Annotated in this window: 25 protein-coding genes; 12 read left to right on the top strand and 13 right to left on the bottom strand. The window is 70.5% G+C overall.

Annotation, left to right across the window (positions count from 1 at the left end):
- Positions 1 to 79: 79 nt before the first annotated feature.
- From ACFYQ5_RS26110 to ACFYQ5_RS26100, 3 genes are all read right to left on the bottom strand, one after another.
- Positions 80 to 487: an SRPBCC family protein gene (locus ACFYQ5_RS26110; RefSeq protein WP_389200907.1), complete on the bottom strand. Its 408-nt coding sequence runs from the start codon at positions 485 to 487 to the stop codon at positions 80 to 82.
- Between the two features lie 57 nt (positions 488 to 544).
- Positions 545 to 895: a hypothetical protein gene (locus ACFYQ5_RS26105; protein ID WP_389200905.1), complete on the bottom strand. Its 351-nt coding sequence runs from the start codon at positions 893 to 895 to the stop codon at positions 545 to 547.
- Between the two features lie 454 nt (positions 896 to 1,349).
- Positions 1,350 to 1,712 (bottom strand): multiprotein-bridging factor 1 family protein, encoded by a 363-nt coding sequence (locus ACFYQ5_RS26100; protein WP_389200904.1) that lies wholly within the window; start codon positions 1,710 to 1,712, stop codon positions 1,350 to 1,352.
- Positions 1,713 to 1,817: 105 nt separating this feature from the next.
- Between ACFYQ5_RS26100 and ACFYQ5_RS26095 the strand changes: the two genes are divergently transcribed.
- Positions 1,818 to 2,255 carry a glutaredoxin domain-containing protein gene (locus ACFYQ5_RS26095; RefSeq protein WP_389200964.1) on the top strand — a complete coding sequence of 146 codons (438 nt, stop codon included), beginning with the start codon at positions 1,818 to 1,820 and terminating at the stop codon, positions 2,253 to 2,255.
- A 108-nt stretch (positions 2,256 to 2,363) separates the two neighbouring features.
- On the opposite strand, the gene ACFYQ5_RS26090 is transcribed toward ACFYQ5_RS26095, so the two are convergent.
- A complete protein-coding gene (locus ACFYQ5_RS26090) occupies positions 2,364 to 3,068 on the bottom strand; it encodes a DUF4232 domain-containing protein (protein ID WP_389200902.1) in 705 nt (234 codons plus the stop codon).
- A 393-nt stretch (positions 3,069 to 3,461) separates the two neighbouring features.
- On the opposite strand from ACFYQ5_RS26090, the gene ACFYQ5_RS26085 reads away from it, so the two are divergent.
- From ACFYQ5_RS26085 to ACFYQ5_RS26060, 6 genes are all read left to right on the top strand, one after another.
- Positions 3,462 to 4,922 (top strand): helix-turn-helix domain-containing protein, encoded by a 1,461-nt coding sequence (locus tag ACFYQ5_RS26085; protein WP_389200900.1) that lies wholly within the window; start codon positions 3,462 to 3,464, stop codon positions 4,920 to 4,922.
- 459 nt (positions 4,923 to 5,381) lie between these two features.
- Positions 5,382 to 7,184 carry an ATP-binding protein gene (locus tag ACFYQ5_RS26080; protein WP_389200898.1) on the top strand — a complete coding sequence of 601 codons (1,803 nt, stop codon included), beginning with the start codon at positions 5,382 to 5,384 and terminating at the stop codon, positions 7,182 to 7,184.
- 121 nt (positions 7,185 to 7,305) lie between these two features.
- On the top strand, positions 7,306 to 7,725 hold the full coding sequence (locus tag ACFYQ5_RS26075) for a roadblock/LC7 domain-containing protein (protein WP_389200963.1): 420 nt from the start codon (positions 7,306 to 7,308) through the stop codon (positions 7,723 to 7,725).
- Entirely contained in the window at positions 7,722 to 8,078 is a 357-nt protein-coding gene (locus tag ACFYQ5_RS26070; RefSeq protein ID WP_389200896.1) for a DUF742 domain-containing protein, read from the top strand. Before ACFYQ5_RS26075 ends, ACFYQ5_RS26070 begins: the two co-directional genes overlap by 4 nt.
- Positions 8,059 to 8,676 (top strand): ATP/GTP-binding protein, encoded by a 618-nt coding sequence (locus tag ACFYQ5_RS26065; RefSeq protein ID WP_389200894.1) that lies wholly within the window; start codon positions 8,059 to 8,061, stop codon positions 8,674 to 8,676. The genes ACFYQ5_RS26070 and ACFYQ5_RS26065 overlap by 20 nt, the downstream gene beginning before the upstream one ends.
- Positions 8,673 to 9,941 (top strand): cytochrome P450, encoded by a 1,269-nt coding sequence (locus ACFYQ5_RS26060; RefSeq protein WP_389200893.1) that lies wholly within the window; start codon positions 8,673 to 8,675, stop codon positions 9,939 to 9,941. The genes ACFYQ5_RS26065 and ACFYQ5_RS26060 overlap by 4 nt, the downstream gene beginning before the upstream one ends.
- Positions 9,942 to 9,995: 54 nt before the next feature.
- On the opposite strand, the gene ACFYQ5_RS26055 is transcribed toward ACFYQ5_RS26060, so the two are convergent.
- Both ACFYQ5_RS26055 and argS read right to left on the bottom strand, forming a co-directional pair.
- Positions 9,996 to 11,222, bottom strand: coding sequence for a cytochrome P450 (locus tag ACFYQ5_RS26055; protein ID WP_389200891.1), 1,227 nt, complete (start codon positions 11,220 to 11,222; stop codon positions 9,996 to 9,998).
- Positions 11,223 to 11,413: 191 nt separating this feature from the next.
- Positions 11,414 to 13,183: an arginine--tRNA ligase gene (argS, locus tag ACFYQ5_RS26050; RefSeq protein ID WP_389200889.1), complete on the bottom strand. Its 1,770-nt coding sequence runs from the start codon at positions 13,181 to 13,183 to the stop codon at positions 11,414 to 11,416.
- A gap of 145 nt (positions 13,184 to 13,328) precedes the next feature.
- Here argS and lysS point away from each other — a divergent pair, with 145 nt between their 5' ends.
- Positions 13,329 to 15,080, top strand: a complete 1,752-nt coding sequence (lysS, locus tag ACFYQ5_RS26045) for a lysine--tRNA ligase (protein WP_389200887.1) — start codon at positions 13,329 to 13,331, stop codon at positions 15,078 to 15,080.
- Between the two features lie 65 nt (positions 15,081 to 15,145).
- On the opposite strand, the gene ACFYQ5_RS26040 is transcribed toward lysS, so the two are convergent.
- From ACFYQ5_RS26040 to ACFYQ5_RS26030, 3 genes are all read right to left on the bottom strand, one after another.
- Positions 15,146 to 16,492 carry a DUF2637 domain-containing protein gene (locus tag ACFYQ5_RS26040; protein WP_389200886.1) on the bottom strand — a complete coding sequence of 449 codons (1,347 nt, stop codon included), beginning with the start codon at positions 16,490 to 16,492 and terminating at the stop codon, positions 15,146 to 15,148.
- Positions 16,493 to 16,672: 180 nt separating this feature from the next.
- Entirely contained in the window at positions 16,673 to 17,503 is an 831-nt protein-coding gene (locus ACFYQ5_RS26035; RefSeq protein ID WP_389200885.1) for a DUF3558 domain-containing protein, read from the bottom strand.
- Positions 17,504 to 17,724: 221 nt separating this feature from the next.
- Positions 17,725 to 18,555, bottom strand: a complete 831-nt coding sequence (locus ACFYQ5_RS26030; protein ID WP_389200884.1) for a DUF3558 domain-containing protein — start codon at positions 18,553 to 18,555, stop codon at positions 17,725 to 17,727.
- A gap of 171 nt (positions 18,556 to 18,726) precedes the next feature.
- On the opposite strand from ACFYQ5_RS26030, the gene ACFYQ5_RS26025 reads away from it, so the two are divergent.
- Positions 18,727 to 19,920, top strand: a complete 1,194-nt coding sequence (locus tag ACFYQ5_RS26025; protein WP_389200882.1) for an RtcB family protein — start codon at positions 18,727 to 18,729, stop codon at positions 19,918 to 19,920.
- A gap of 48 nt (positions 19,921 to 19,968) precedes the next feature.
- Here ACFYQ5_RS26025 and ACFYQ5_RS26020 read toward each other — a convergent pair whose 3' ends face one another.
- Positions 19,969 to 20,727, bottom strand: coding sequence for an SDR family NAD(P)-dependent oxidoreductase (locus tag ACFYQ5_RS26020; RefSeq protein WP_389200881.1), 759 nt, complete (start codon positions 20,725 to 20,727; stop codon positions 19,969 to 19,971).
- 62 nt (positions 20,728 to 20,789) lie between these two features.
- Positions 20,790 to 21,125, bottom strand: a complete 336-nt coding sequence (locus ACFYQ5_RS26015) for a YnfA family protein (RefSeq protein ID WP_099177679.1) — start codon at positions 21,123 to 21,125, stop codon at positions 20,790 to 20,792.
- A 116-nt stretch (positions 21,126 to 21,241) separates the two neighbouring features.
- Between ACFYQ5_RS26015 and ACFYQ5_RS26010 the strand changes: the two genes are divergently transcribed.
- Complete coding sequence (locus ACFYQ5_RS26010) at positions 21,242 to 21,742, top strand: hypothetical protein (protein WP_389200880.1); 501 nt, start codon at positions 21,242 to 21,244, stop codon at positions 21,740 to 21,742.
- A 113-nt stretch (positions 21,743 to 21,855) separates the two neighbouring features.
- Here ACFYQ5_RS26010 and ACFYQ5_RS26005 read toward each other — a convergent pair whose 3' ends face one another.
- Both ACFYQ5_RS26005 and ACFYQ5_RS26000 read right to left on the bottom strand, forming a co-directional pair.
- The gene (locus tag ACFYQ5_RS26005) at positions 21,856 to 22,602 is read right to left on the bottom strand and encodes a Mut7-C RNAse domain-containing protein (RefSeq protein WP_389200878.1); all 747 of its coding nucleotides are present in this window, start codon (positions 22,600 to 22,602) and stop codon (positions 21,856 to 21,858) included.
- Positions 22,603 to 22,808: 206 nt separating this feature from the next.
- On the bottom strand, positions 22,809 to 23,405 hold the full coding sequence (locus tag ACFYQ5_RS26000) for a hypothetical protein (RefSeq protein ID WP_389200877.1): 597 nt from the start codon (positions 23,403 to 23,405) through the stop codon (positions 22,809 to 22,811).
- 293 nt (positions 23,406 to 23,698) lie between these two features.
- On the opposite strand from ACFYQ5_RS26000, the gene hemL reads away from it, so the two are divergent.
- Positions 23,699 to 25,006: a glutamate-1-semialdehyde 2,1-aminomutase gene (gene hemL, locus ACFYQ5_RS25995; protein ID WP_389200875.1), complete on the top strand. Its 1,308-nt coding sequence runs from the start codon at positions 23,699 to 23,701 to the stop codon at positions 25,004 to 25,006.
- Positions 25,003 to 25,701, top strand: a complete 699-nt coding sequence (locus tag ACFYQ5_RS25990) for a histidine phosphatase family protein (protein ID WP_389200873.1) — start codon at positions 25,003 to 25,005, stop codon at positions 25,699 to 25,701. The genes hemL and ACFYQ5_RS25990 overlap by 4 nt, the downstream gene beginning before the upstream one ends.
- Positions 25,702 to 25,807: the final 106 nt, after the last annotated feature.

The raw sequence follows: 25,807 nt of genomic DNA, 5'->3' as shown, positions 1-25,807 counted from the left end.
GGGACTCATCGGTCACCCCGCGGCGGGTTCACGGAGTGCCGTCCCGGAAGCGGGGTACCGCCTGGGGCGGCCCGGATCGTCAGCGCTCTTCCGCGAGGCGCTTCAGCGTCGCGAGGTCGGCCGATACGGCGGCGGCGTCGCGCTCGAACTCCTCGGTGCTCACGCCCTGTCGGCGGCGCAGGGTGAACACCACCTCGCACCCGGGGCCGTCGGCGATCACCCGGACCGGGTTGTGGACGGTCTCGCCCGACGGCAGGGTCACGTCGTGGTCGAGTACGCCGAAGTCGTTCCTGGGTGCGAAGGCGACCACGACCCGCCCCATAGGTGAGTCGGCGATCCACCGTCCGTCGATCTCCTCGATCGACCTGCCCAGGCCCGCCGCCCACTCCGGCAGGTGGGAGGGGTCCGACGTGTAGGCGTAGACCTCCCCGGCGGGGCGGTCGATACGGATGCCGAGGTGGCGGGATTCGGTATCGGAAGGGATCATGGCGGCGACGCTAGCCGACCACCGGTGTCATCGACTTGAACGAATCGGTCAGCCGCGTCACGGCCAGTCGACCAGGGCCATGAACGCCACGACGGCGACGGCGACGACGCCGGGAGCGGCCATGCACAGCAGTACCCGGGTCGCCGCGTGACGCTGCTGCCAGGGCAGGGCCCAGCTCGCCACGAGGAGGGCCAGGGCCAGGACGAGTCCGGTGCAGAGGACGGCCCATCCCACGTTCCACGAGTCGGTGAAGAGGTCCGCCCGCGCGCCGTTGCAGGAGTCGCACGCCATGGGTGAGAGGCCGCCGAAGAACAGGGCGAGTACCGCTGCGGGCACCGTGACGAGCGTGGAGATCAGCGGCCCGGACCAGGCGTGCGGGGCGCGGGGATTCAGGAGGTCGTCCGACATGCGGCAGAGTCAACTCCGGTTCGCACGGCGGCACATGAGTGGGCGTACTCAGAAGAGGCACCGGTTCGGGGGGCAGCCCCAGGGGGAGCCCGGGGGCCCGCCGCACTGTGGATCCGCGTACCTCTTGTGAGGCTGAACGGGCAGGTATCCGTACCCACCCGGGAGCACCCCTCCGGCCGTCCGGCCTCGGTCCCGCCGACAAGCTGTACACCCTCGCCACTCCTGGGGACGTCGCCGACGAGCTGGCACGGCGGCCGGGTGCGACGGCGAAACCCTCCGGCACGGCGTGGTCGCGTACCGACTGGGTGCCGGAAGCCCCGGTCCGGCTGTACACGGCCGGCTGGGGCAAGCAGGCCGTCACCGCCAACACCGAGCACTGCCGGGCGGCCCTGCGGCGGAACGGCGTGGACGCCCCGGTGGTCGACCTCGGCGCGGTCGACCAGCAGGGGGCCCGTCACCTGGGGGCCGACGTCGCGGCCACATCGGCGATCGTCCGCTGGTTCGGGGAGCTGCGCACGCGCTGTCCCGGGGGCCGGGAGTCAGCTCCGGGCGGCGTAGGCGGCGAAGGCCGACCAGGTGGTGGGGGTGACGGCGAAGGCGGGGCCTTCGTGTCCAGGATCTCGTCCACGCTGCGGGCCAGGTCGGGCAGGAGAAAGCGGCGGCCCTGTTCGATGGAGGCGATCGTCTCCGCCTGGACGGAGGCTCGTTCCGTCAACTGGACCTGGGTCAGGCCTGCCGCGTTGCGGAACAGGCCGGCCAACTTGCCGACGAGCTTCATGGCGGACGCGTTCTTGCGCTGCCGCTTCTTGGGGTGCATAGGCTCGGAACTCCCCGCCTTCGTACGTGCTTCACGCATGCGCGACCCGTACAGGTCAGGTGTACGTGCTCGCTCACCGCGGACGCGGAGGTAGCCTGCGTGCTCATGATGCGTGCGTGGATACTGCCGATCGTGCTGGTGCTCTGCGGATCGTCCGTGGCGAGCGGGCTGTTCGCTCAGGGAAGCCCCGGTCGAGCCACGGCATTCCTGGTGGGGTTCGTGCTTCTCGCGGGTGTGAACTCACCTCTGTTCTTCCCGAAGTCCATCGGCGCGCTGGAGGCTCAGCGACGTAGCGCGGTCGATGGCAAGCCGGTCGTCTACTGGCGGGCGGGCTGCACGTACTGCATGCGGTTGCGTTTCCGGCTGGGCCGCAGGGCTCGGCAGGCGCACTGGGTCGACATCTGGCGGGACCCGGCCGGTGCGGCGGCGGTGAGAGAGGTCAACGACGGCAACGAGACCGTGCCGACCGTCTTCGTGGCGGGCCGGCCGCATGTCAACCCCGGGCATGCGTGGGTGCGCGAACAGCTCTCCTCCAGCAGGTAGGACGGGCGGCACACGAAGAGGCCCCTCCCGTCGGTAGACGCACGGACGATCGGGCGTGGCACCGGCCTTCCGGTGCCACGCCCGACGCGTGGGTCAGTACACGAACCGTCAGTACATGAGAGCGTCATCCATCTCGGTCTGCCAGTACGTGACGGCCAGCGTGCTGTCGACGTAGACCTCCTCGCCCAGCGGCACGCTCACGGTGCCGCCCGCCGAGCCCGCGTCCACGTTCTGGAAGCCGACCTCCAGGTCGGTGGTGGAGTAGCCGTCGGTGCCGCTGCCGTCGGCCGACGAGGTCACGATGCCGGCGTAGGCGGACTGGCCGGGGGACAGGGTGACGACGGCCTGGGGCTGGCTCTCCTCGATGACCGGCGGGACGGACTGCGCCTCGCCGAAGCGCAGGGTCGGGTAGTAGTACGCGTTGCAGGCCGTCGAACCGGTGTTGGTCACCGTGAGCAGCATGTGGTTGACGGGGCGCGGGACGCTCGTGATCGCGAGCTCGGTGTTCGTGTCGGTGCAGGCGTCGCTGACCTGCTTCTGCTGCTTCTGCTGCTTCGATGCAGGCTTCGCAGTGGTGGAACCGGAATCCTTGGCGGTGTCCGCTCCGGAACCGGCGGTACCAGCGGTGCCGGTGTCTTCGGCCGTCTCCTTGCCCGTGTCGGAGGCCGGCGCCTGGGCGGCCGCGGCCTCCGCGTCGAACGCCGCCGGGGCCGGCTCACCGCTCTGGCAGGCGGTGAGGGACAGGGCGGCGATCAGCGCGGCGGTGCCGAGGACGGAGGTGCGGGCGGCGCGGCGGAAGCGAAGGTTACGCATGAGAGGTTCTCCCCGTGAGAAGTGGTCGGTGCCCGGGGCGCCGTTTGGCGCCCTGCGGTGCGGGCGGGTGTACTGGTCGCTGACGTGTGATCAGAGGTGCTACAGGAGGGTGATGACGACTGCGATGCAGACGATCAGCACTCCCGTGGCGACCGCGTCGGTCAGGCTGAGTTCAGGTCGAGTAGGCACGGCGGCTCCCGGGACGGGTAAGAGTGGGATGTACGAGTCGCGGGGAATCGCCGCGGTGTGTTCACAACCTTTCCGGACCTGGATTTCCGTGGCAACGGCTGCCGGGGCATGCGGGACGCTGGAACGCTCATATGCCCTCTGACCTGCACGAATATCACCTGCCTGGGACGCCGTTCCGGGAAGGAACAGAAGGGAACGGTCGGGGTGGGTACAGAGATCCAGGACTTCGCGGCGCTGTTGAGGGGGCTGAAGGAGCGATCCGGTCTCAGCTACGGGGCGCTCGCCCAGAAGCTGCACATGAGCACCTCGACCGTGCACCGCTACTGCAACGGTGAGGCCGTTCCCCACGACTACGCACCCGTCGAGCGTTTCGCGCGGGTGTGCCGGGCGTCGTCCGACGAGTTGATGGCCCTGCACCGCAAGTGGATTCTGGCCGACGAGGCGAAGAGGCGGGCGGCGCGGAAGCCGGAGGCGGGTCAGGCGGTCGCCGCCCCTGATCCAGCCGCGCCTGAAGCGCCCGAAGCGCCGGCCGCACCGGAAGCGCCGGGCGCCCCTGAAACCCCTGCCCTGCCCCCCGCGCCCGAGCAGACCGAAGCGGAAGCGCCTGCACGAGCAGAAGCGGAGCCCCCGGAAGGGAATGGAGCGGACTCGGCGACGGGCCCTGCGACGGGGCCCGTCACGGAGGACGTGACTCCCGAGGAGTCCCGGTCAGGTGTCGTTCCGCCTCCCCGCCGCCGTATCACCAGGCGGCTGCGCGTCCTGCTCACCGCCGTGGCCGTGGTAACCCTCACCGTGCCCGCGGCCCTCGCCGTACATGTCCTCGGCGACGACGGGCCGGCTGACGGCGACGGGCGGACGGACGCGGCACCCAGTCACGCGCAGGCTGTTCCCAGCGGCCGTGTGAGCGGGCACGACACCGTGAAGCCGAACAGGAGGGCCAGTGCCAGTGCTTCGGCATCGGCGTCGGCCGGGGCTTCGGCGTCGGCGGGGAGCGGCTCCACCGCCAAGCCCTCGCCGTCCGCCAAGGGGCCGGTGAGCGGCAGCGCCGTGCCCGTGAGCGCGACCATCAGTTCATACAACTGGGAATCGCCCTGCGGGCAGTACTACCTGCTCCACCAGGACCCGGACGACGTCCCGAAGCCCCCGGACCCGCAGGACTCGCGGAGCTGGGCGCGGGCGCGCGGCGGGGTGGACGGCGGAGACCTGAAGCTGGAAGTCACCGTCCAGGGCCTTTCGTCGGAGGCCGTCGTGCTGAAGGAACTGAACGTCCGGATCGTAGGCCGGAACCCGGCCCTCGACTGGAGCGCGTACTCGATGGGTGAGGGGTGCGGGAGCGGAATCACCCCGCAGTCCTTCGCGATCGACCTCGACGACGGCTTGCCCCTGGCGAAGCCCGTCGCCGGGAAGCAGGGCGACACGGTGATCCCGGCGACTTCATTCCCGTACCAGGTGAGTTCCACGGACGTGGAGGTGTTCCGCATCGACGCTCACGTGGAGGAACACGACGTGGCCTGGTACCTGGAACTGCAGTGGACCAGCGGCGGGCAGAGCGGGGTGCTGCGCATCGACGACGGGGGCCGGCCGTTCCGTACGAGCAGCCTCTCCGCCCGGCCGTCGTACTCCTATCAGTGGGACACGGCGCAGTGGGAGCTGCGGGAGCAGTGACGGAGGGGACGACGCGGCGGCCCGTCCGTTCGCCGGGCACACGCGGCGTGCTGCTTCGAGCCGTCCGGTATCGGACTTTTGGGTGTCTCACCCACAGGTCGCCGGTGGTTGAGCTGGCCGAAAAATGCTGGACGGCGTGAAGTGTTGATGCGTTAAAGGGTGAGCGTCTCCGCCATATTGATGCCCCATCTTTTCCAAATCTGCGCATTCGGCTGTGATGGGCGGTGAATGGCGCACCATCTACCACGACGGTTTCCGCGAGTACGGGATTCGCGCCAAATTCGGGTCATGAGCTGACTGCGCAGTCAGTCATATTTTCTTGCCTGGCTTGATGGTTAGCATGAGCCAGTACTCGGTTGGAAGATCACCGTCCCCTTCGGCGACGGCCTTCACGACCTGCGGCCGTCGTGTGTCGGCCGTCCTGTTTCTCCTGTTTGACACAGACCGAGGGACCGCGGAATGCCAGTGCCTGCACCGCCCAGCCAGCACCGATCGCCGAGAGTGCCGCACACCTCGTCGGCCGTCCCCTGGGCCGCGTTGGCGGTGAGTGCCGTGGCCGCCGGCGTGGCGATCGCGCTGGCACCCTCCGACGCCCGTACCTGGGCGCTGGTCGTGGCCGCTGCCGCCTGGGTGTGCATCGCGGTCGCCGTCCTTGCCGCCCGCCGGCTCGTCCAGCGTGCGGCGCGCGCGGTCGCCGCGCAGGAGACGGAGAACGCCGGGCTCAAGACGCAGGCGGCGCGGCTGTCGGCCGAGTGCGCGCACCTGATCAACGTGACGCTTCCGGCCGTGGCCAAGCGGCTGCAGGACGGCACGAGCGCCACCGACGCGCTCGGCAGCGCCCCGGTGCCGGCGGACCCGCAGCTGCGCCGGCTCGCGTACACCTTCGCCACCGCCCTCGAGGAGGGCGCGCAGCAGGCCGCAGCCCTGGAGGGTGAGCGCCGGCAGGTCCAGCACGAGCTGGACCGGCTGACGGCCGACCTGGAACGGCTCGGGCAGGAGACGCTGCCCGCCGCGGTCGCCCAACTGCGTGAGGGCAGGTCCGCCGCCACGGTGCTGGCCGGACTCGACCTGCCGCGGCTGCCCGTGATCCACACCCCGGTCGAGACGTTCGTCCGCGAACTCGCCCTCAGCGAGCGGCGGGCCGCCGCGGCGCAGGGCGCCTCGGCCAAGGCGCTCGGCCGTGTGCAGGCCAAGGCCGTCAGCATGCTCGCCGACCTGCGGGAGATGCAGGAACGTCACGGCGAGGAGGTCTTCGGTGACCTGCTGAAGCTGGACCACAGCACCTCCCAGCTCGGCCTGATGACCGACCGGCTGGCGCTGCTCATGGGCGGCCGGTCCAGCCGTGCCTGGAACAAGCCGATCGTGATGGAGAGCATCCTCCGCGGCGCCGTCGGCCGCATCGCCGCCTACCAGCGAGTGCGGCTGCACTGCTCCACCACCGCCGCGATCGCCGGGTTCGCCGCCGAAGGCGTCATGCACCTGCTCGCCGAACTGATGGACAACGCCGCGAACTTCTCCCCGCCCATCGACGTGGTGAACGTCTACGTCGACCAGCGCAGCGCCGGCATCGTCGTCACCATCGAGGACAGCGGACTGAAGATGGCCGGTGCGGCGATGCGCCGCGCCGAGGACGCCGTCGCCGGCCGCATGACCGACCTCGCGTCACTGCAGGGCACCCGGCTGGGCCTCAGCGTGGTCGGCCGGCTCGCGTTGAAGCACGGCATCAGCGTCAACTACCGCCCCTCTTCGCACGGCGGTACCGGTGTCGTCGTCCTGCTGCCCCCGCAACTGCTCGCGCAGCAGCGTGACCCGGCACCGCGCGAGGCCACCCGCCGTCAGCCCGCCGTGGCCGTGGCCACGCCGGGCCCCGTCCCCGCGGCGCCCCCCATCCCCGCGGTGCCCCCCGCACCTGCGACCCCCGCCGCTCCGGTGCCCGCGACCGGCGGCGACCTCTACCCCGCCGTCGAGGAGCGTCCCGCCGTCATGCCGGAACTGCCCGTCCAGGGACAGGTACGGAAACCCGCCTCCTCCACGCCGAACGGACTGCCCGTCCGTCCTCCGGGGCGCACCATGGCCGAGGCCGAGCGTGAGCGTGAGCAGCGCCGGCTGGCGTCCGAGGCGGCGGATTCCGGCACGTCGCAGCAGCGCCAGGCACGCGACGCGGGTTCGCGGTTCGGCGCCTTCCACCGCGGACGCCAGTCCGGGAGCGGCACCAACGGCTCCGGTGTCCTGCCCGGGGCCGAACCGCCGGCCGCCCCGTAGGCCCGACCTGCTTACGCGGTGCGTCCGGGGTCCCGGACGCGCACTTCCCTGCTCGAGTTCGTGAGATTGGAGGAACGGGCCGGTGACCGGACAGCCGGGCACCACCGTCCCGTCACCCAGCATGCAGACCACCGACAACACCCTCACCTGGCTTCTGCGGAGCCTCGTGGAGCGCACACCCGGCACCCGGCACGCCCTGGTCCTGTCGCGGGACGGGTTGAAGCTGTGCTGGACCGAGCACCTGACACTCGACCGGGCCGACCAGCTGGCGGCGATCTGCTCCGGCATCCAGGCCCTCGCCCAGGGCGCGTCCATGGAATTCGGCGACGGCACCGGCGGCGTCCGTCACTCGATGACGGAGTTCCACGGCGGCCTGCTGTTCATCGTGGGCGCCGGTGAAGGGGCGCATCTCGCGGTCATCGCGGAGGAGGACGCCGACCCCGGAGTGGTGGGGCACCAGATGACGGAGCTGATCGAGCAGATCGGCGAGCACCTGCGGGCCGAGCCCCGGAAGTTCGTCCGGGAAAGTCCCGCCTCGTGATGCGCAAGCCCGTGGACACCGGCGCCCCCGACCGGCTCTACACGGTCACGGGCGGGCGGAGTCGCTCCGACGACTTCTTCGACCTGGTCACCCTCGTCGTCAGCGAGTGCCGCCCCACGCCCGGCATGCAGTCGGAGCACGCCCGGACGCTGGAGCTGTGCCAGCACCCGACGGCCGTGGTCGAGATCGCCGCGGAACTGAAACTGCCGATCACCGTGGTGCGGATCCTGCTCGGCGACCTCCTCGACATGGGCCGCATCACCGCCCGCCACCCTCCTGCGACCCGGTCCGCCGCCTCGCTCCCCGATACCGACCTTCTCAAGGAGGTGCTCCATGGGCTCCGCAACCTCTGAACTGCCCTCCCACCGCACGCCCCTGGCCGACGCGGCGGAGACCGGCCTGAAGATCGTCGTCGTCGGCGGATTCGGCGTCGGCAAGACCACCCTGGTCCGTTCGGTGAGCGAGATCCGGCCGCTGAACACCGAGGAGGTGATGACGCAGGCAGGCGTCGGCGTCGACGAGACCGGCGGCGTCGAGACGAAGACGACCACGACGGTGGCGTTCGACTTCGGGCGGATCAGCCTCAACGAACGCATGGTGCTGTACTTGTTCGGCGCACCGGGCCAGGAACGCTTCTGGTTCCTGTGGGACCGGCTCTTCGACGGAACCCTGGGCGCGGTCGTCCTCGTGGACACGCGCCGGATGGACGACTCCTGGTACGCCATCGACCGGCTGGAGTACCACCGGACGCCGTTCGTGGTCGCGGTCAACCGCTTCGACGGCGACACCACCCGGCACTCCCTCGACGAGATCCGACAGGCACTCGCGCTCCCCGCGCACGTGCCGATGGTCGACTGCGACGCGCGGGTCAGGGACTCCGGCAAGGACGTGCTGATCACTCTCGTGGACCACCTCTACCAACTGGCCATGGCCCAGGAGGCGACACCGTGACCGACCCCGGATCCTCTGACGCGCACCCGGCTCCGCCGCCGGGCTGCCCCGCCCACGCCTCCGACGTGGTGCGCCTGGGAGGGCTCGAGTACCAGCAGACCCCGTCTCAGCTGTACCGCGCGCTGCGCCGTGAGCACGGCCCGGTCGCACCGGTGCTGCTCGACGGGGACATCCCGGCCTGGCTGGTGCTCGGCTACGCCGAGGTCATGTACGTGACCGACCACGACGAGCTGTTCGCCCGGGACTCCCGGCGCTGGCACCAGTGGGAGAACATCCCGGCGGACTGGCCGCTGATGCCGTTCGTCGGATATCAGCCGTCGGTGCTGTTCACCGAGGGCGCCGAGCACCGGCGGCGGGCCGAAGTGATCACCGAGGCGCTGGAGCACGTCGACCAGTTCGAGCTGGCCCGTGACTGCCAGCTGATCGCCGACGGGCTGATCGCCGACTTCGCGGGCAGCGGCAGGGCGGAGCTGATGTCCGGGTTCGCGCACGCCCTGCCGATGCGGGCCGTGGTGCAGATGTGCGGGATGCCCTCGTCGGGCGCCGACACCCAGCAGCTCGTCGATGACCTGCGGATCTCGCTGGACGCGGCGGAGGGCGACGACCCGGTGGCGGCGTACGCGCGTGTGGGCGAGCGGCTGCGGCAGCTGGTGGAGGACAAGCGGGCCAACCCCGGCCCGGACATCACCTCACACATGCTGCTGCATCCCGCGGGGCTGACGGACGAGGAGGTCATCCAGGACCTGACCTCGGTGATCGCCGCCGCACAGCAGCCCACGGCGAACTGGATATGCAACTCGCTGCGGCTGCTGCTGACGGACGAGCGGTTCGCCCTGAACGTGTCGGGCGGCCGGCTCAGCGTGGGCGAGGCGCTCAACGAGACGCTGTGGCTGGACACGCCGACACAGAACTTCATCGGGCGCTGGGCCGCGCGGGACACCCAGCTCGGCGGGCGGCAGATCCGGGCCGGTGACTGCCTGGTGCTGGGGCTGGCCGGAGCCAACACGGATCCGCAGATCTGGCCCGAATCGCACGTGGGTGCGGAGAACGCCGCGCACCTGTCGTTCAGCAACGGCGAGCACCGCTGCCCCTATCCGGCCCCGCTGCTGGCGGACGTGATGGCGCGGACGGCGGTCGAGACGCTGCTGGAGCGGCTGCCGGACCTGGTGCTGGCGGTGGAGCCGGAGGAGCTGGCCTGGCGTCCGTCGATCTGGATGCGAGGGCTGACAGCACTCCCTGTGCAGTTCACGCCGGTGGCGCAGTAGGCCGGGCACGTGGGCCCCGGGCGGGGTCTCACGTGCCTCGGGCCACGGCGCGGGTCAGGCGGCCACGGGGGTGAACCGCACCGGCAGGGACTGGGGCCCACGGGTGAAGACGCCCTGCTCGACGGGGTCGAAGCCGTCGGCGAGACGCATGTCGGGCATGGCGTCGAGCAGATGGTTGACGCCGGTCTCGACCTCGGCCTTGGCGAGCAGGGCGCCGACGCAGAAATGGCGGCCCAGCGCGAACGCGAGGTGGTCGGCGGCGGCCGAGAAGGCGGTCGTGGTGGTGAGGTCGTCGCGGAAGATGTCGAACCGGTCGGGGTCGAGGTAGCGGTTCTCGTCCCGGTTGGCCGCGCCGATCAGGCAGGTGACGGTGGCGCCGGCGGGGATGGTGCCGCTGCTGAGCGTCACCTCGGTCGCGGACTGCCGCATGATCATGTGGACGGGCGGGGTGTAGCGCAGGGTCTCGGCGAAGGCGCGCGGGACCAGGCTGCGGTCCGCGCGGACGGCGGCGAGCTGGTCGGGGTTGAGCAGCAGGTTCGTGAAGATGCCGGCGATCGCCTTGTCGGTGGTCTCGCCGCCGGCGGCGAGCAGCAGGCTGCAGAACGCCTTGATGTCCTCGTCGCTCATCCGTACGCCGTCGACCTCGGCGGCACACAGAGCGGACAGCAGGTCGTCGCCCGGGTTCTCACGGCGTGCGCGGATGATCGGCAGCATGTACTCGGCGAACTCGACGCGGGTCCGCTCTCCCGCCGAAGCCACCGCGGCGTCGCCCGAGAGATTGCCGAGGAAGGCGATGACGGCCGTGTACCAGTGGTGGAAGCGGGTGTGGTCGGCCTTGTCGAGGCCGAGCATGTCGGCGATCACGTTGACCGGGAAGCGGGTGGCGTAGTCGGCGACCAGTTCGGCGGAGCCGGTGTGCCGGAAGGTGTCGACGAGCTCGCGCGAGTTGCGCTCGATGACCGGCATGAACTTCTCCTGCAGGTCGCTGCCGCGGAAGGCGGGGGCGACGAGGGCGCGGCGCACGGCGTGATCGCGGCCACTGAGCTGGAGAATCGTTTTTCCGTGGACGGGTTCGAGCTGCCAGTCGTAGTTGTCGGTGGTGAACTCGCTGCCCTTGTCCTTGAAGACGCGCTCGACGTCCTCGTAACGCGAGATGATGTAGCTCTGGGTGGCTTCGTGCCACGCAAGGGGCGTGGTGTCGCGCATCGCACGGTAGGCCGCATAGGGATCCGCTGCGAACTCGGGCGAAAGAATATCGGGCACGTGCTGCGCGGTGGACATGGGTCTCCCTCGGATCAACAGCTGACCTACCGCACCAGGCTATTGATCAACCCCCGGACAGAACAGCCCCGCCGAAACGCCGATTGGCCGAAAACCGCCGTTTCGTCTCACCACACGACCGAGTCGCGGACGGCCCCGCATCCCACCGGTGAGGTGCGATGCGGGGCCGTCCGCCGTACGTGGAGAGGGGGTCAGAGACGCTCGGGCGTCCTGATGCCGAGCAGCTTCATGCCCTGGTGCAGGGTGCGGGCGGTGAGCTCGACGAGGAACAGCCGATTCTCGACCACCTCCGGCGCATTCTCGTCGCTGAGCACCTGACACTGGTCGTAGAACGTGGTGAGGTGCGAGGCCAGCTGGTAGAGGTACGCGGCCAGCTTGTGCGGCTCGTACCCCTCGGCGACCTCGGCCAGGACCTCGCCGAACTGGTCCAGGTGCAGTCCCATCGCGCGCTCGGCCGGGGCCAGCTCCAGCTCCGGGTGCGCGGCGGGCTTCGCGTCGCCCGCGTTGCGCATGATCGACCGGATCCGGGCGTACGCGTACTGGAGGTAGACCGACGTGTCGCCGTGCAGCGCCACCATCTGGTCCAGGTCGAACTTGTAGTCCCGCACGGCGGAGGTCGACAGGTCCGCGTACTTCACGGCACCGACACCGACGTACCGGCCGTTCTCGACGATCTCGTCCTCGGACAGGCCCACCTTCTCGGCCTTCCCCCGGACCACAGCGGTCGCCCGGGCGACCGCCTCGTCGAGGAGGTCCTCCAGCCGGACCGTGGTGCCCTCACGGGTCTTGAACGGCTTGCCGTCCTTGCCGAGGACCGTGCCGAAGGCCAGCTGGTGCGCCTTGACGTCCTCGTTCAGCCATCCGGCGCGGCGGGCCGTCTCGAAGACCATCTTGAAGTGCAGGGACTGCCGGGCGTCCACGACGTACAGCAGGGTGTCGGCCTTGAGGCTCTGGACACGGTCCCGGATCGCGGAGAGGTCGGTCGCCGCGTAGCCGTAGCCGCCGTTCGTCTTCTTGACGATCAGCGGGACCGGGTTGCCGTCCGGCCCCTTCACGTCGTCGAAGAACACGCACAGCGCGCCCTCGGAGCGGACGGCGACGCCCGTCTCCTCCAGGATCCGGCAGGTCTCCTCGAGCATGTCGTTGTATCCGGACTCGCCGACGATGTCGGGGTCGTCGATCTCCATGTCGAGCTTGTCGAAGACGGAGTAGAAGTAGATCTTCGACTCGTCGACGAAGCGCTGCCAGTGCGCCAGCGTCTCCGGGTCACCGGCCTGGAGAGCCACCACCCGGTCGCGGGAGCGTGCCTTGAACTCCTCGTCGGAGTCGAACAGGACCCGCGACGCCTTGTAGACGCGGTTCAGCGACGACATCGCCGCCTCGCCGTCCGCGTCGCCACCCTCGTGCTTCAGCTCGTCCGGGTGCTCGAAGAGGTACTGGATGAGCATGCCGAACTGGGTGCCCCAGTCGCCGATGTGGTGGCGCCGGACGACGTTCTCGCCGGTGAACTCGAGGATCTGGACCATCGCGTCACCGATGACCGCCGACCGCAGATGGCCGACGTGCATCTCCTTGGCCACGTTCGGCTGGGCGTAGTCGATCACGGTCGTGCCGGGGGCGGCCTTCGGCGGGACACCGAGCCGGTCGACGTCGGCGGCCCGCGCGGCGAGCGTGCTGATGATCGCCCGGTCGGTGAGCGTGACGTTGAGGAAGCCGGGTCCGGACACCTCGATGTCCTTGATCAGGTCACCCGCAGGAAGGGCCGCCGTGACCTTGGAGGCCAGCTCACGCGGGTTGCCCTTGAGCTTCTTGGCGAGGGCCAGGATGCCGTTGGCCTGGAAGTCGGCCCGGTCGCTTCGGCGCAGCAGCGGGTCCGCGGTGCCGGCCTCCGGCAGAGCTGCCGTCAGGGCGTCCGCCAGCTGCTGCTGGAGCGTGGAAGCGAGGGAAGGGACCGAGGCCATGAGCCGGCTGCCGTTTCGGTAGAGGACGAGGGATCACCCCAGTATCCCACGGGGCGTAAAGCCGTTTTCGCGCTGCGGGTGGTACCTGGGAGAATGGGTGCGCCCCTCGTGGGCGTCCCCTACGAGTCCTACACGAGAGAAGGACGTGCCGACCGTGGCTTCGAGTCAGAGCAGCACCGAGACCGACTGGGTCTCCCGCTTCGCGGACGATGTCATCGCCGAATCGGAGCGACGTGCGCCTGGCAAACCGGTCGTCGTCGCCTCCGGCCTCTCCCCGTCGGGCCCGATCCACCTGGGCAACCTCCGCGAGGTCATGACCCCGCACCTGGTCGCCGACGAGATCCGCCGCCGCGGGTACACCGTGCGGCACCTGATCTCCTGGGACGACTACGACCGCTACCGCAAGGTGCCGAACGGCGTCGAGGGCGTCGACGACACCTGGCAGGAGCACATCGGCAAGCCGCTGACCTCGGTGCCCGCCCCGGCCGGGTCGGCGTACCCGAGCTGGGCCGAGCACTTCAAGGCCGCGATGACCCAGGCCCTGGACGAGCTCGGCGTCGAGTACGACGGCATCAGCCAGACGGAGCAGTATCTGGCGGGCACCTATCGCGAGCAGATCCTGCACGCGATGAGGCACCGGGCCGACATCGACGCCGTCCTGGACCGCTACCGCACCAAGAAGGACGGTGCGGCGGGCGGCAGGAAGCCGCAGCAGAAGAAGGTCGACGAGGCCGAGCTGGAGGCCGCCGAGGGCTCCGGCGCGGCGAGCGAGGACGACGGCAGCTCCAACGCGGCCGGCTACTTCCCGTACAAGCCCTACTGCGGCAACTGCGCGAAGGACCTCACCGTCGTCACCTCCTACGACGACGCCACGACCGAGCTGAACTACACCTGCTCGGCCTGCGACTTCGCCGAGACGGTCCGGCTCAACGAGTTCAACCGCGGCAAGCTGGTCTGGAAGGTCGACTGGCCCATGCGCTGGGCCTACGAAGGCGTGATCTTCGAGCCCAGCGGCGTCGACCACTCGTCGCCGGGCTCCTCCTTCGTCGTCGGCGGGCAGATCGTCCGCGAGATCTTCGACGGGGTGCAGCCCATCGGCCCGATGTACGCCTTCGTCGGGATCTCCGGCATGGCGAAGATGTCCTCCAGCAAGGGCGGCGTGCCGACCCCCGCCGACGCGCTGAAGATCATGGAGGCGCCGCTGCTGCGCTGGCTGTACGCGCGCCGCAAGCCGAACCAGTCCTTCAAGATCGCCTTCGACCAGGAGATCCAGCGGCTCTACGACGAGTGGGACTCGCTGGCCCGCAAGGTCGCCGACGGCACGGTGCTGCCCGCCGACGCCGCCGCGTACTCCCGTGCCGTCGGCACCGCCGCCGGGGAGCTGCCCAGCACCCCGCGCCCGCTGCCGTACCGCACGCTCGCCTCGGTCGCCGACATCACCGCCGGTGCGGAGGACCAGACGCTGCGCATCCTCAGCGAGCTGGACCCGGAGAACCCGCTGACCTCGCTCGACGAGGCCCGGCCCCGGCTGGACCGCGCCGAGAACTGGATCACCACCCAGGTCCCGGCCGAGGCCCGCACCATCGTCCGCGACGAGCCGGACAAGGAACTGCTCGGCTCCCTGGACGAGCAGGGCCGCGAGTCGCTGCGGCTCCTGCTCGAAGGGCTCGACTCGCACTGGTCGCTGGACGGGCTGACCACGCTCGTCTACGGCGTACCGAAGGTGCTGGAGGGCCTGGAGCCCGACGCCAAGCCGACGCCCGAGCTGAAGGTGGCCCAGCGCTCCTTCTTCGCGCTGCTGTACCGGCTGCTCGTCGGCCGGGACACCGGGCCGCGCCTGCCCACGCTGCTCCTGGCGGTCGGGGCGGACCGGGTACGGACGCTGCTCGGGGCGTGACACCGGTGAAGTGAGGACGGGCGGGCCGCTCAGCGGCCCGCCCGTTTCTCTGTCCGCTCCCGCCTCTACGCGATGTGGTCGGCGGCCATCTCGTTGTCGAAGCGCTGCTTGAAGCCGGGCAGCAGCCGACGGAGCAGGGCGGCGCTGCGCGGGTGATGGACGTCATGGACGTCCGAGAGGGTTATGTCGAGCGCCTCGGCGCTCGGGTGGGTCTGGTGCTGGTGGGTGTACTCGGCGTACGCCTCGTAGGCGAGCTTGCTGAACTGGGCCTCGGCCTCGGCCCATTCGGCAGGATCGGCCTCCTGCGCCACGTCCTGCCCCTGTTCCGGCTCCTGCGGGTGCTCGGGGCGTTCCGGTTCCGGTTCCGCCGAGCGGGGATGCGGGAACGCGCCGATCGTGCCCACGTTGCCGAGCGGGCGGGTCCGGTTGCCGGCCCCCGAGGGGATCATCACCGGGGCGGGCTCCATGCCCTCGTCGTAATCCGGGTCGTACGCGCCCTCGTACGTCTCGTCCAGGACCCTGGAGGCCGCGAACCAGGGGCTGTCGTGCGAGCCGGGGTCCTCATGGGGGTACTGCTGCTGGTCGGCCGGGTCGTACTGTTCCCGCTGCGGGTACGGCTGACGCTGCCCCTGGCCCTGCTCCTGCTCCTGCTCCTGCGGGACGTACGAGAGTTGAGGGTGCTGCTCGGCCTCCACGGCTGCCGGGGCCGGCGGCAGCAGGGCCGGCTCGATGCCCGCGGCGGCGAGGCCGGCCGGGGCGGTCTCGGCGAGCGGGACACCGTACTTCGCCAGACGCAGCGGCATCATCGACTCGACAGGCGCCTTACGGCGCCAGTTGCGGCCGAAGCGCGCCTGGAGACGGGCCTGGTAGATCAGCCGGTCCTGTTCGAGCTTGATGACCTGCTCGTAACTGCGCAGCTCCCACAGCTTCATCCGGCGCCACAGCTTGAACGTGGGGACCGGGGAGAGCAGCCAGCGGGTGAGGCGGACGCCCTCCATGTGCTTGTCGGCGGTGATGTCCGCGATCCGGCCGACGGCGTGCCGCGCGGCCTCGACGGCGACGACGAACAGGATGGGGATCACCGCGTGCATGCCGGTGCCCAGCGGGTCGGGCCAGGCGGCGGCGCCGTTGAAGGCGATCGTCGCCGCGGTCAGCAGCCAGGCGGTCTGACGCAGCAGCGGGAAGGGTATCCGCATCCACGTCAGCAGCAGGTCCAGCGCGAGCAGGACACAGATGCCCGCGTCGATGCCGATCGGGAAGACGACCGAGAACTCGCCGAAGCCCTTCTCCTCCGCGAGTTCGCGCACGGCGGAGTACGAGCCCGCGAAACCGATCGCCGCGATGAGTACGGCGCCCGCGACGACGACCCCGATGAGTACGCGGTGTGTGCGTGTCAGCTGCATTGCGGCCACCCGCGATCCCCTCCCCACTTCGATGAACCGGCTCCACTTCGGCACCCGGCGCGGGCACAGCCTGGCACATGCCGGGCGGGCGTGTTGCGTGGGGAGGGGCCGAAGCCCGGTACTCGTGGGAGCACCGGGCTTCGGAAAGGCACCTCCGGGCAGGGGTGTTCGCGCTCCTGCCGGGGCGGATCAGGACTTGCTGACGGCCTTCGCGGACGACTTGGCCGACGTCTTGGCGGACGCCTTGTCCGACGCCTTGTCCGAGTCCTCGTCGGACGCCTTGTCGGACGCCTTGTCGGAGGGGGAGGCCGAGGGCTTGTCCGCGCTCTTGTCGGCCCCGACCGCTGCGACGGCTTCCTCGGCGGCCTTCTGGGCGCCCTTGAGGATGTCGGCGGCGGAGGGTGTCTTGGCGCCCGCGAACCCGGCCCCGTTGTAGGTGACGCTGACGACGACGTTCTCCGTGCGGGCCACGATCGTCGCGTACTCGAAGTCCTCGCTCGACTTGGAGAGGGCGTACGTGACGGACGTGGCCTGCTCACCGAGACCGGTGGCGGGCTTGGCCACGGGCTTCTCGGCGCCGTCGGTCGCCTGTGCCTTGGAGACCTGCTTCGTGTACTCGGCGGTCGCGCGCTCGGCACCGCTGCCCAGGGACTGGTCGGAGTCGAAGCGGGTGAAGCCGACGTCGAGCCAGCGGTACTGCGAGCCCTTGACGCCGTTGTCGTCCAGGCCGTTCCAGGAGCAGCCGCCGCGGCTCGCGGTGTCGCTGGACTTGCCCGGGGTACCGCCCTTGTTCTTGGTCTTCGGGACCAGGTCCTCGATCGTCTTCTTGGCGATCGCCGTACAGGCGTCGGGCAGCGTGGCGAACTTCGCGGGCTCGACGACCGGCTCGGTCTTCGTCGCGCTCGGGGAGGCCGAGGCCTTCGCGTCGCCGGAGTCCGACGAGCAGCCGGCGACGACGAGCATCACCGGAACGGCGGCGCAGGCGAGTATGCGGGACAGTCGCGGGGCTGATCGGTGCATGGTTCCTTCACTCGGACGGCACGGCGGTCTCGGTCGTGCGGACGGTCGGGCGGTACGGCGGTCGGGCGGTTGCAACGGTCGGGCGGTACGGCGGCCGGCCGCAGTCGGCCGGTCGTAGTCGGTCGGGGGCCACGGTACGACGGACCGCGCCCGGATGCCGCCTTCGGCCGGAATCCCCGACGTGGGCGGAGGGCCCCGGCCGGGGCCCTCCGGGAGGCCGGTCAGTCGCTGAGGGTCTCGGCCAGTTTCCGCGCCAGGGCCTGGGCCTTCTCCTGCAGTTCCCTGCTGTCGGGAACCTCGGTGACGCGGGCCGGCTGCTCGGTGTACTGGACGGTCACGATGACGTTCGATGTGCGGAATACCACGCTCACGGTGCGGTGCTGTGCGGTGGAACCGGCCCGGGTGAGCGCATCGTCCAGGAACGCGGCGTCCCCGAGCTCGTCGAGCAGACGTGGCCGGAGGTCCTGGTCGGGGTCGGCGCCGGTGGTGCTGCCGGACGGGTCGGCGGAGGAGCCGCCGGACGGCGTGGCGGAGGCCGTGCCGCTCGGGGAACCGGACGGCGTGGCACCGGGCGACGCGGAGGCCGACCCGCTGGGCTTCTCACGGGGGGTGGTACCGGCCGACGCGGGGAGGGCGGCGGCGTCCTCCTTCGTCGCGTACACCTCCCGGGCGGCGTTGTCATCGCTCACCGAGGGGTCGTACGAGACGACGCGCTCGAAGTCGATGGACAGGTTCCGGGAGGCGTCCGGGGCATCCGACTTCCAGCGGCAGCCGACCTTGCGGTCGGTGTCGTAGGTGACGGTGGCCGTGCCCTCGTACACCTTCTCCTGCTGCTCCTCCGGCATGTCGGCGGTGCCCGGCAGCAGGTCCTTGAGGGTGGAACGCGGTACGGCACGGCAGGATTCGGGCAGCGTCCGGTACTTCCCGGGAGGCGCGGCCGTGACCGTCGGGCTGCCGGGCTTGCTGTCGGCGGCGGGGTCGTCGGCTTCGGAGCCGGCGCTGCAGCCGGCGACGAGCGCCACGAGAAGCGCGACGCCGGGTACGTACGCCATGTGTCGCACGGTCCCAGGCTCCCTTCGGTACGAAAACAGGTTGCCGCTCGATAGCGGCCGATGGACACAATGTCTATCGCACGCGCCGCTGTGAATGCCGGTCGGCCGACCTTTATGCCGACCTCGGCACCAGTTTTGCGCTTTCAGTCTTTTCGGGGGAATCGAGGGGTTATGTCGTATGTAGAGGTACCGGGTGCGCAGGTTCCCATTCGTATGTGGGCGGATCCGGCGTCGGTCGAGGACGTCGCGATGCAGCAGCTGCGGAACGTGTCCACGCTGCCCTGGATCAAGGGCCTCGCCGTCATGCCGGACGTCCACTTCGGCAAGGGCGCGACCGTGGGCTCGGTGATCGCGATGCACGGAGCGGTCTGCCCGGCCGCGGTGGGCGTCGACATCGGCTGCGGGATGTCGGCGGTGAAGACGTCGCTCACGGCCAACGACCTGCCGGGCGACCTCTCGCGGCTCCGGTCGAAGATCGAGCAGGCGATTCCGGTGGGCCGGGGGATGCACGACGACATCGTCGACCCGGGAAAGCTCCACGGCTTCCCGACCAGCGGCTGGGACGATTTCTGGTCGCGGTTCGACGGGATTGCCGATGCGGTCAAATTCCGTCAGGAGCGTGCCACCAAGCAGATGGGAACGCTCGGATCGGGAAATCACATGATCGAGTTCTGTCTCGATGAGGCAGGGGTGGTCTGGTTGATGCTCCATTCCGGATCCCGGAACATCGGCAAGGAGCTGGCCGAACATCACATCGGAATCGCTCAGGGGCTGGCACACAACCAGGGACTGGTCGATCGAGACCTGGCGGTCTTCATCTCGGACACTCCGCAGATGGCCGAGTACCGGAACGACCTGTACTGGGCCCAGGAGTACGCCAAGTACAACCGAGCGATCATGATGGCGCTCTTCAAGGACGTGGTCCGCAAGGAGTTCAAGAAGTCGAAGCCGGTCTTCGAGCGCGAGATCTCCTGCCACCACAACTACGTCGCGGAGGAGCGGTACGGGGGCATGGACCTGCTGGTCACCCGAAAGGGCGCGATCCGGGCAGGGACCGGCGAGTTCGGGATCATCCCGGGTTCCATGGGAACGAGTTCCTACATCGTGAAGGGCCTCGGCAACGAGAAGGCGTTCAACTCGGCCTCCCACGGCGCCGGTCGGAGGATGAGCCGCAACGCGGCCAAGCGCCGTTTCACGACGCGCGACCTGGAGGAGCAGACCCGGGGCGTGGAGTGCCGCAAGGACTCCGGCGTCCTGGATGAGATCCCGGCGGCATACAAGCCGATCGAGCAGGTCATGGAGCAGCAGCGGGATCTGGTGGAGGTCGTCGCGAAGATCAAGCAGATCGTGTGCGTGAAGGGCTGAGACGGGGCCGGTGCCGGTCGTCCCGCCGGCCCCGGTCCGCCGGGCGTCTCAGAGGGTGCGGTGGACCTTGGAGTTGGAGGCCTGGGCACGGGGGCGGACGACCAGGAGGTCGATGTTGACGTGGCTGGGGCGGGTGACGGCCCAGGTGATCGTGTCGGCCACGTCGTCGGCGGAGAGCGGCGCGTCGACGCCCGCGTAGACCTTGGCGGCCTTCTCGGTGTCGCCGCGGAAGCGGGTGGTGGCGAACTCCTCGGTCCTGACCATGCCGGGGGCGACCTCGATCACGCGCACCGGCGTGCCGACGATCTCCAGCCGGAGGGTCTCCGCCAGCACGTGCTCGCCGTGCTTGGCGGCGACGTAACCGCCCCCGCCCTCATAGGTGGAGTGACCGGCCGTGGAGGAGAGGATCACGATCGTGCCGTCCCCGCTCCCGGTGAGAGCGGGGAGCAGGGCCTGGGTGACGTTGAGCGTGCCGATGACGTTGGTCTCGTACATCTGGCGCCAGTCGGCCGGGTCGCCCGTGGCGACGGGGTCGGCGCCCAGCGCGCCGCCGGCGTTGTTGACCAGGACGGCCAGCGACCGGAACGCGGTGGCGAACTCGTCGACCGCCGCGCGGTCGGTGACGTCCAGGGCGTAGGCCGTCGCCTGGTGGCCCGCTTCGGTGAGCTCGGTGGCCAGCGCCTCGATGCGGTCCTTCCGGCGTGCGGTGAGCACCACGCGGTACCCGGCGGCGGCCAGCTGCCTGGCGGTCGCGGCGCCGATGCCGCTGCTCGCACCGGTGATGACGGCGATGGGGGTGGCGGCCATGCGGACTCCTCGGACAGCTGATCGGTACGGGGCCAGGATAGGCGGGCGCTCCGGCCGGTGGGTCAGTGGTTGCGGGGCGCGTACATGATCAACGCCATGCCGGCCAGGCAGATCAGCGCGCCCGTCACGTCCCAGCGGTCCGGGCGGTAGCCGTCGGCGACCATGCCCCAGGCGATCGAACCGGCGACGAACACTCCGCCGTACGCCGCGAGGATGCGGCCGAAGTCACCGTCCGGCTGGAGCGTGGCCACGAAGCCGTACGCGCCGAGGGCGATGACGCCCGCGCCGATCCAGATCCAGCCGCGGTGCTCGCGCACCCCCTGCCAGACGAGCCAGGCACCCCCGATCTCGAAGAGCGCGGCGACGACGAAGAGGGCGACGGAACGGGCGACGAGCATGGAGCCAGGGTGCCATGCGGGTGCGGAGGGCGGTGCGGTGGGCCGTGCGGGTGGGGGAGGCGCGCGAACCAGCCTTTATCCAGGGATAATTAGTGGGTGATCGGTATGTTCGGCGCATGCGAGTGATGCGTGGAGCAGTGCTGAAGGTGCCCGCCGTCGCGGCGATGGTGGCGGCTGTCGTGTGCGGCCCGGGGCTGTCCGCCGTGGCCGAACCGGCGTCCCGAGGGTTCGCGCCCGAGGCGGACGTGTCCCACCACGGACGCGTCTCGCTCGGCGAGGAGCGGATCAGGGTCCAGCTGCACACCGGGAACCGGGGGCCGTCGCCGCTCGCGGACGCCACCGTCCGGCTGCGCTTCTCCGTCCCCCTCGCGGCCGGACAGCGGCTGCCCGAAGGCTGTCTGCGCGGCGGAAGCCGGACGGTGCTGTGCGGGACCGGCCCGCTGCGCGTGGCCGGGGAGGCGCGGCGCACCACCCTCGGCCTGCGCCTCGTGGGCAGGCCGGCCGAGGTCGTGGTGCGGGTGGACACCGTGTGGAACGGCGGTGCGAGCGACCGGAACCGGCGGAACGACACGCATGAGGTGCTGGCCCTGTCCACGGGGGACACGTACGTCTTCTGAGCGCGGGGCGGCATGCGGCTGCGACGGGGTTCCGCCGGCCGGCCGACGGCGTCAGCCGCGCGCGGTGCAGCGGCGCGCGACGACGTGCAGGGTGATCTTGAGGTGCCGCCCCGTCATGCCACGCCCTGGCTCCCCGCCCCGCCGAATTCGCGTACGGCCTCCGCCACGACGGCTTCCAGACGGGCGTGGTGGGCGCCCCGCCAGTACACCCGGTCGCAGGCCGTGCACTGCGCGAACACATCGTAGGCCGCCTGCGTGCCCTGCTCCAGGCGGGAGCTCACGGAGTCCTTGTCCGCCTCCGTGAGCTCCCCGTTGCAGGCGGTGCAGCGGGTCCACGGCGCGAGCGCGGGGGCGAAGCGGCCCAGGACGTCGCGGAGTTGCTCCTCCGGCTGGTCGCTGTAGACGTACGCCCCCGCCCAGATCTCCCTGCGCCTGAGCAGCCCCCGGTCGCGGGAGAGCATGACGCGTCGCTGCTCCGCCGAGAGGGCGGCGAGCGCCGGGTCGCCGATGTCCTCGCTCTCGTACGCGGCGTCCACACCCAGGAGCCGCAACCGCCGGGCGAGCGTGCCCAGATGGACATCGAGAAGGAAACGCAGCGGTGCGCCCGGGACCTGCTGGGGGCGTCGTACCGCCCGTACCTCGACCAGTTCGCCCGCGCCGGGGATGTGCGACACGGGTACGGGGTGGCCGTCGACGAGAAGCTGTCCGGCCTCGGTGAGCGGGACGCCGAGGGACTCCACGACGTGCCCGAGGGTCGAGGAGCCGTCCGTCGTGACGGCAGTGCGTCCGAGCCGGCGGTCATGGGCGACGAAGAGCCGCAGTTCAGGGGCTACTTCGAGGGTGATCTCAGGTCCGTTCACCTGGTCAGGATGCCACCGTGCGGGATGCGGCGGCGAGAGGTTTCCCACTGTGGCGGTCAGGGCCGCCGAGGCGTTCGGCGGCGCGGCTGGAGCACGCTCTTCGGCCGATGAATGGCCGAAGAGTGCCCTCGGCCACCGCCACGGCGTACGAACGGCGCGGGTGCGGCGTGGAGGCCCCCCGCCCGGAGGAACGCGTTGCCGCGCAGTCAGGGCCACACCAGGCAGTACGCCTGGTGTCCCGCGTCGTGCAGCCGGTGGGAGAAGTCCTGCCACTCGTGGAGCAGCTGGTAGACGTTGTACGCGTCGCGCGGGCCGCCGCGGTCGGGGACCGTGGACCAGATGAAGGCCGCCGCGCCGACCGATTCCTCGCCGACGTCCCGGAGCGGGTCGACCACTGTCATCGGCAGCTTGACCACCGCGTAGTCGGGGTGGAGCACGACCAGCTCCAGCGGAGGGACCTTGTTCAGGGGTATGCCCTGTATTCCGGTGAGGACCATGGCCGCCACCGTCTCGGGCTTGATCTTGCTGAACATGCCGCCCATGCCCAGCTCGTCGCCGCCCAGCTCCTCGGGACGCATGGAAATGGGCACACGTGCGGCGGTGGCCCCGTCGGGCGCACCGAAGTACTTGTAGGTCACCCCCACCCGTCCACTGCTCCTGCTCCCCGAACCGTCGGCACCACCGGCCGCCGCGTCACGTGCACGCTCGGCCTCGCGCTCCGCCTTGCGCCGGTGCCGTCCTCGCCGGGCAGGCTCGGGCCCCAGGTCGTCGGTCCCTTCGCCCACTCCGCCACCGCGATGCATATCTCATCCACCCGACTACTTCTTAGGAGACACAGCCCCGCCGCGCAACCCGATCATCGTCAGTGACCTCCCCCACGGGCGTGCGGTGAAACACCTGTCCGCAAGACCGCCGATGCCTCTGACACCATGGCATGTGTGAGCTTTCCCTATGACGCCCTAGTTTTGCAGACGCGAGGAGACTGACGCCCTTTCGTTGTACGAGCCTCATACGGGGAGAGCGCGCTCCCTGCTCACCGGCGGCCGGGAATTCCGGCCAGGCCCCCCGAACCCCGAATCGCAGATCAGGACCAACAGTGGCGTATTCATACGAAGCCCCAGTTTCGCAGACGCTTTTCGACCGTGCGTCCCTCGTGACGCCCGGCGGCGTGAACTCTCCCGTGCGCGCCTTCCGGGCCGTGGGCGGTACGCCCCGGTTCATGGTGTCCGGTACGGGTCCGTACCTCACCGATGCCGACGGCCGTGAGTATGTCGACCTCGTGTGTTCGTGGGGGCCGATGATCCTCGGCCACGCGCACCCCGACGTCACCGCGGCCGTCCATGACGCGGTCGCCCGGGGTACCTCGTTCGGTACGCCGGGTGAGGGCGAGGTCGCGCTCGCCGAGGAGATCGTGGCCCGGATCGAGCCCGTGGAGCAGGTGCGGCTGGTGTCGTCCGGCACCGAGGCGACCATGTCCGCGATCCGGCTCGCCCGTGGTTTCACGGGTCGCGCCAAGGTCGTGAAGTTCGCCGGGTGCTACCACGGCCACGTCGACGCGCTGCTGGCCGCGGCCGGCTCCGGGGTCGCCACCTTCGGTCTGCCCGACACGCCCGGCGTGACCGGCGCCCAGGCGGGCGACACGATCGTGCTGCCGTACAACGACCTGGAGGCCGTGCGCGCCGCGTTCGCCGCGCAGCCGGGTGAGATCGCCTGTGTGATCACCGAGGCGTCGCCGGGCAACATGGGCGTCGTGCCGCCGCTGGACGGCTTCAACGCCGGACTGAAGGAGATCTGCGCGGCCGACGGCGCGCTGTACATCTCCGACGAGGTGATGACCGGATTCCGTACGTCGAAGGCCGGCTGGTACGGCATCGACGGGGTACGGCCCGACCTGATGACCTTCGGCAAGGTCATGGGCGGCGGCTTCCCCGCCGCGGCCTTCGGCGGCCGGGCCGACGTGATGGCTCACCTGGCCCCCGCCGGTCCCGTCTACCAGGCGGGCACCCTCTCCGGGAACCCGGTCGCCACCGCGGCCGGCCTCGCCCAGCTGCGGCTGCTCGACGACGCGGCGTACGCGAAGGTCGACGCGGTCTCCGCGGAGCTGCGTTCCCTGGTGGGCGAGGCGTTCGCCAAGGCGGGCGTCGCGCACACGGTGTCGGCGGCGAGCAACATGTTCTCCGTGTTCTTCACCGACGAGCCCGTCCGGAACTACGAGGACGCGAAGAAGCAGGAAGCTTTCCGCTTCACCGCGTTCTTCCACTCGATGCTGGAGCAGGGTGTGTATCTGCCGCCGTCCGCCTTCGAGTCCTGGTTCGTCTCCACCGCCCATGACGCGACGGCTCTGGAGCGGATCGCCGCGGCGCTGCCCGCCGCCGCCCGTGCCGCGTCGGAGGCCGTCGCATGAGCGGGGCCGGCGAGAACACGGAGAAGGACATCACCGTCGTCCACCTGATGCGCCACGGTGAGGTGCACAACCCGGACGGCGTGCTCTACGGGCGCCGTGCGGGCTACAGCCTGTCCGACCTCGGCCGCCGCATGGCCGACCGGGTCGCCGAGCACCTGGAGAAGCGCGACGTCACGTATGTCGTGGCCTCCCCGCTGGAGCGCGCCCAGGAGACGGCCGCGCCGATCGCCACGTCGCACGGCGTGGACCTGGCCACCGACGGGCGCCTCATCGAGGCCGCCAACGTCTTCGAGGGCAAGGCCTTCGGGGTCGGCGACGGCGCGCTGCGCAGGCCCGGGAACTGGAAGCACCTCACCAACCCCTTCAAGCCGTCCTGGGGGGAGCCGTACATCGAGCAGGTCGTACGGATGATGGGCGCGCTGGACGCGGCGCGCGACGCCGCGCGCGGGCACGAGGCGGTCTGCGTCAGCCACCAGCTGCCGATCTGGATCGTGCGGAGCTTCGTGGAGCGGCGCAGGCTGTGGCACGACCCGCGCAAGCGGCAGTGCACCCTGGCCTCGCTGACGACCTTCACGTACCAGGGTGACGAGATCGTGTCCGTCGGGTACACCGAGCCCGCCCGGGACCTGGTGCCGGCGCATCTGCTCGCGGGTGCGAAGCCGGTCAAGGGGAAGTCCAAGGCGTTCGGGGCCTGAGGGCTCGTCCCGCCAGGGATCGCGGGACAGCTCGTAGCCGCCCGAGGGTGTAGCGCGCCTCGTGGGCCCCGCCGTTCTGTGTGCCGTGCGCAGCGGCTGTAAGGGT

Origin of the sequence: Streptomyces sp. NPDC005794 (assembly GCF_042871445.1) — a bacterium.
Lineage (GTDB): Bacteria > Actinomycetota > Actinomycetes > Streptomycetales > Streptomycetaceae > Streptomyces.
Note: the sequence above shows the minus strand (reverse complement) of the source record. Positions and strands in the feature narration are given on the sequence as shown.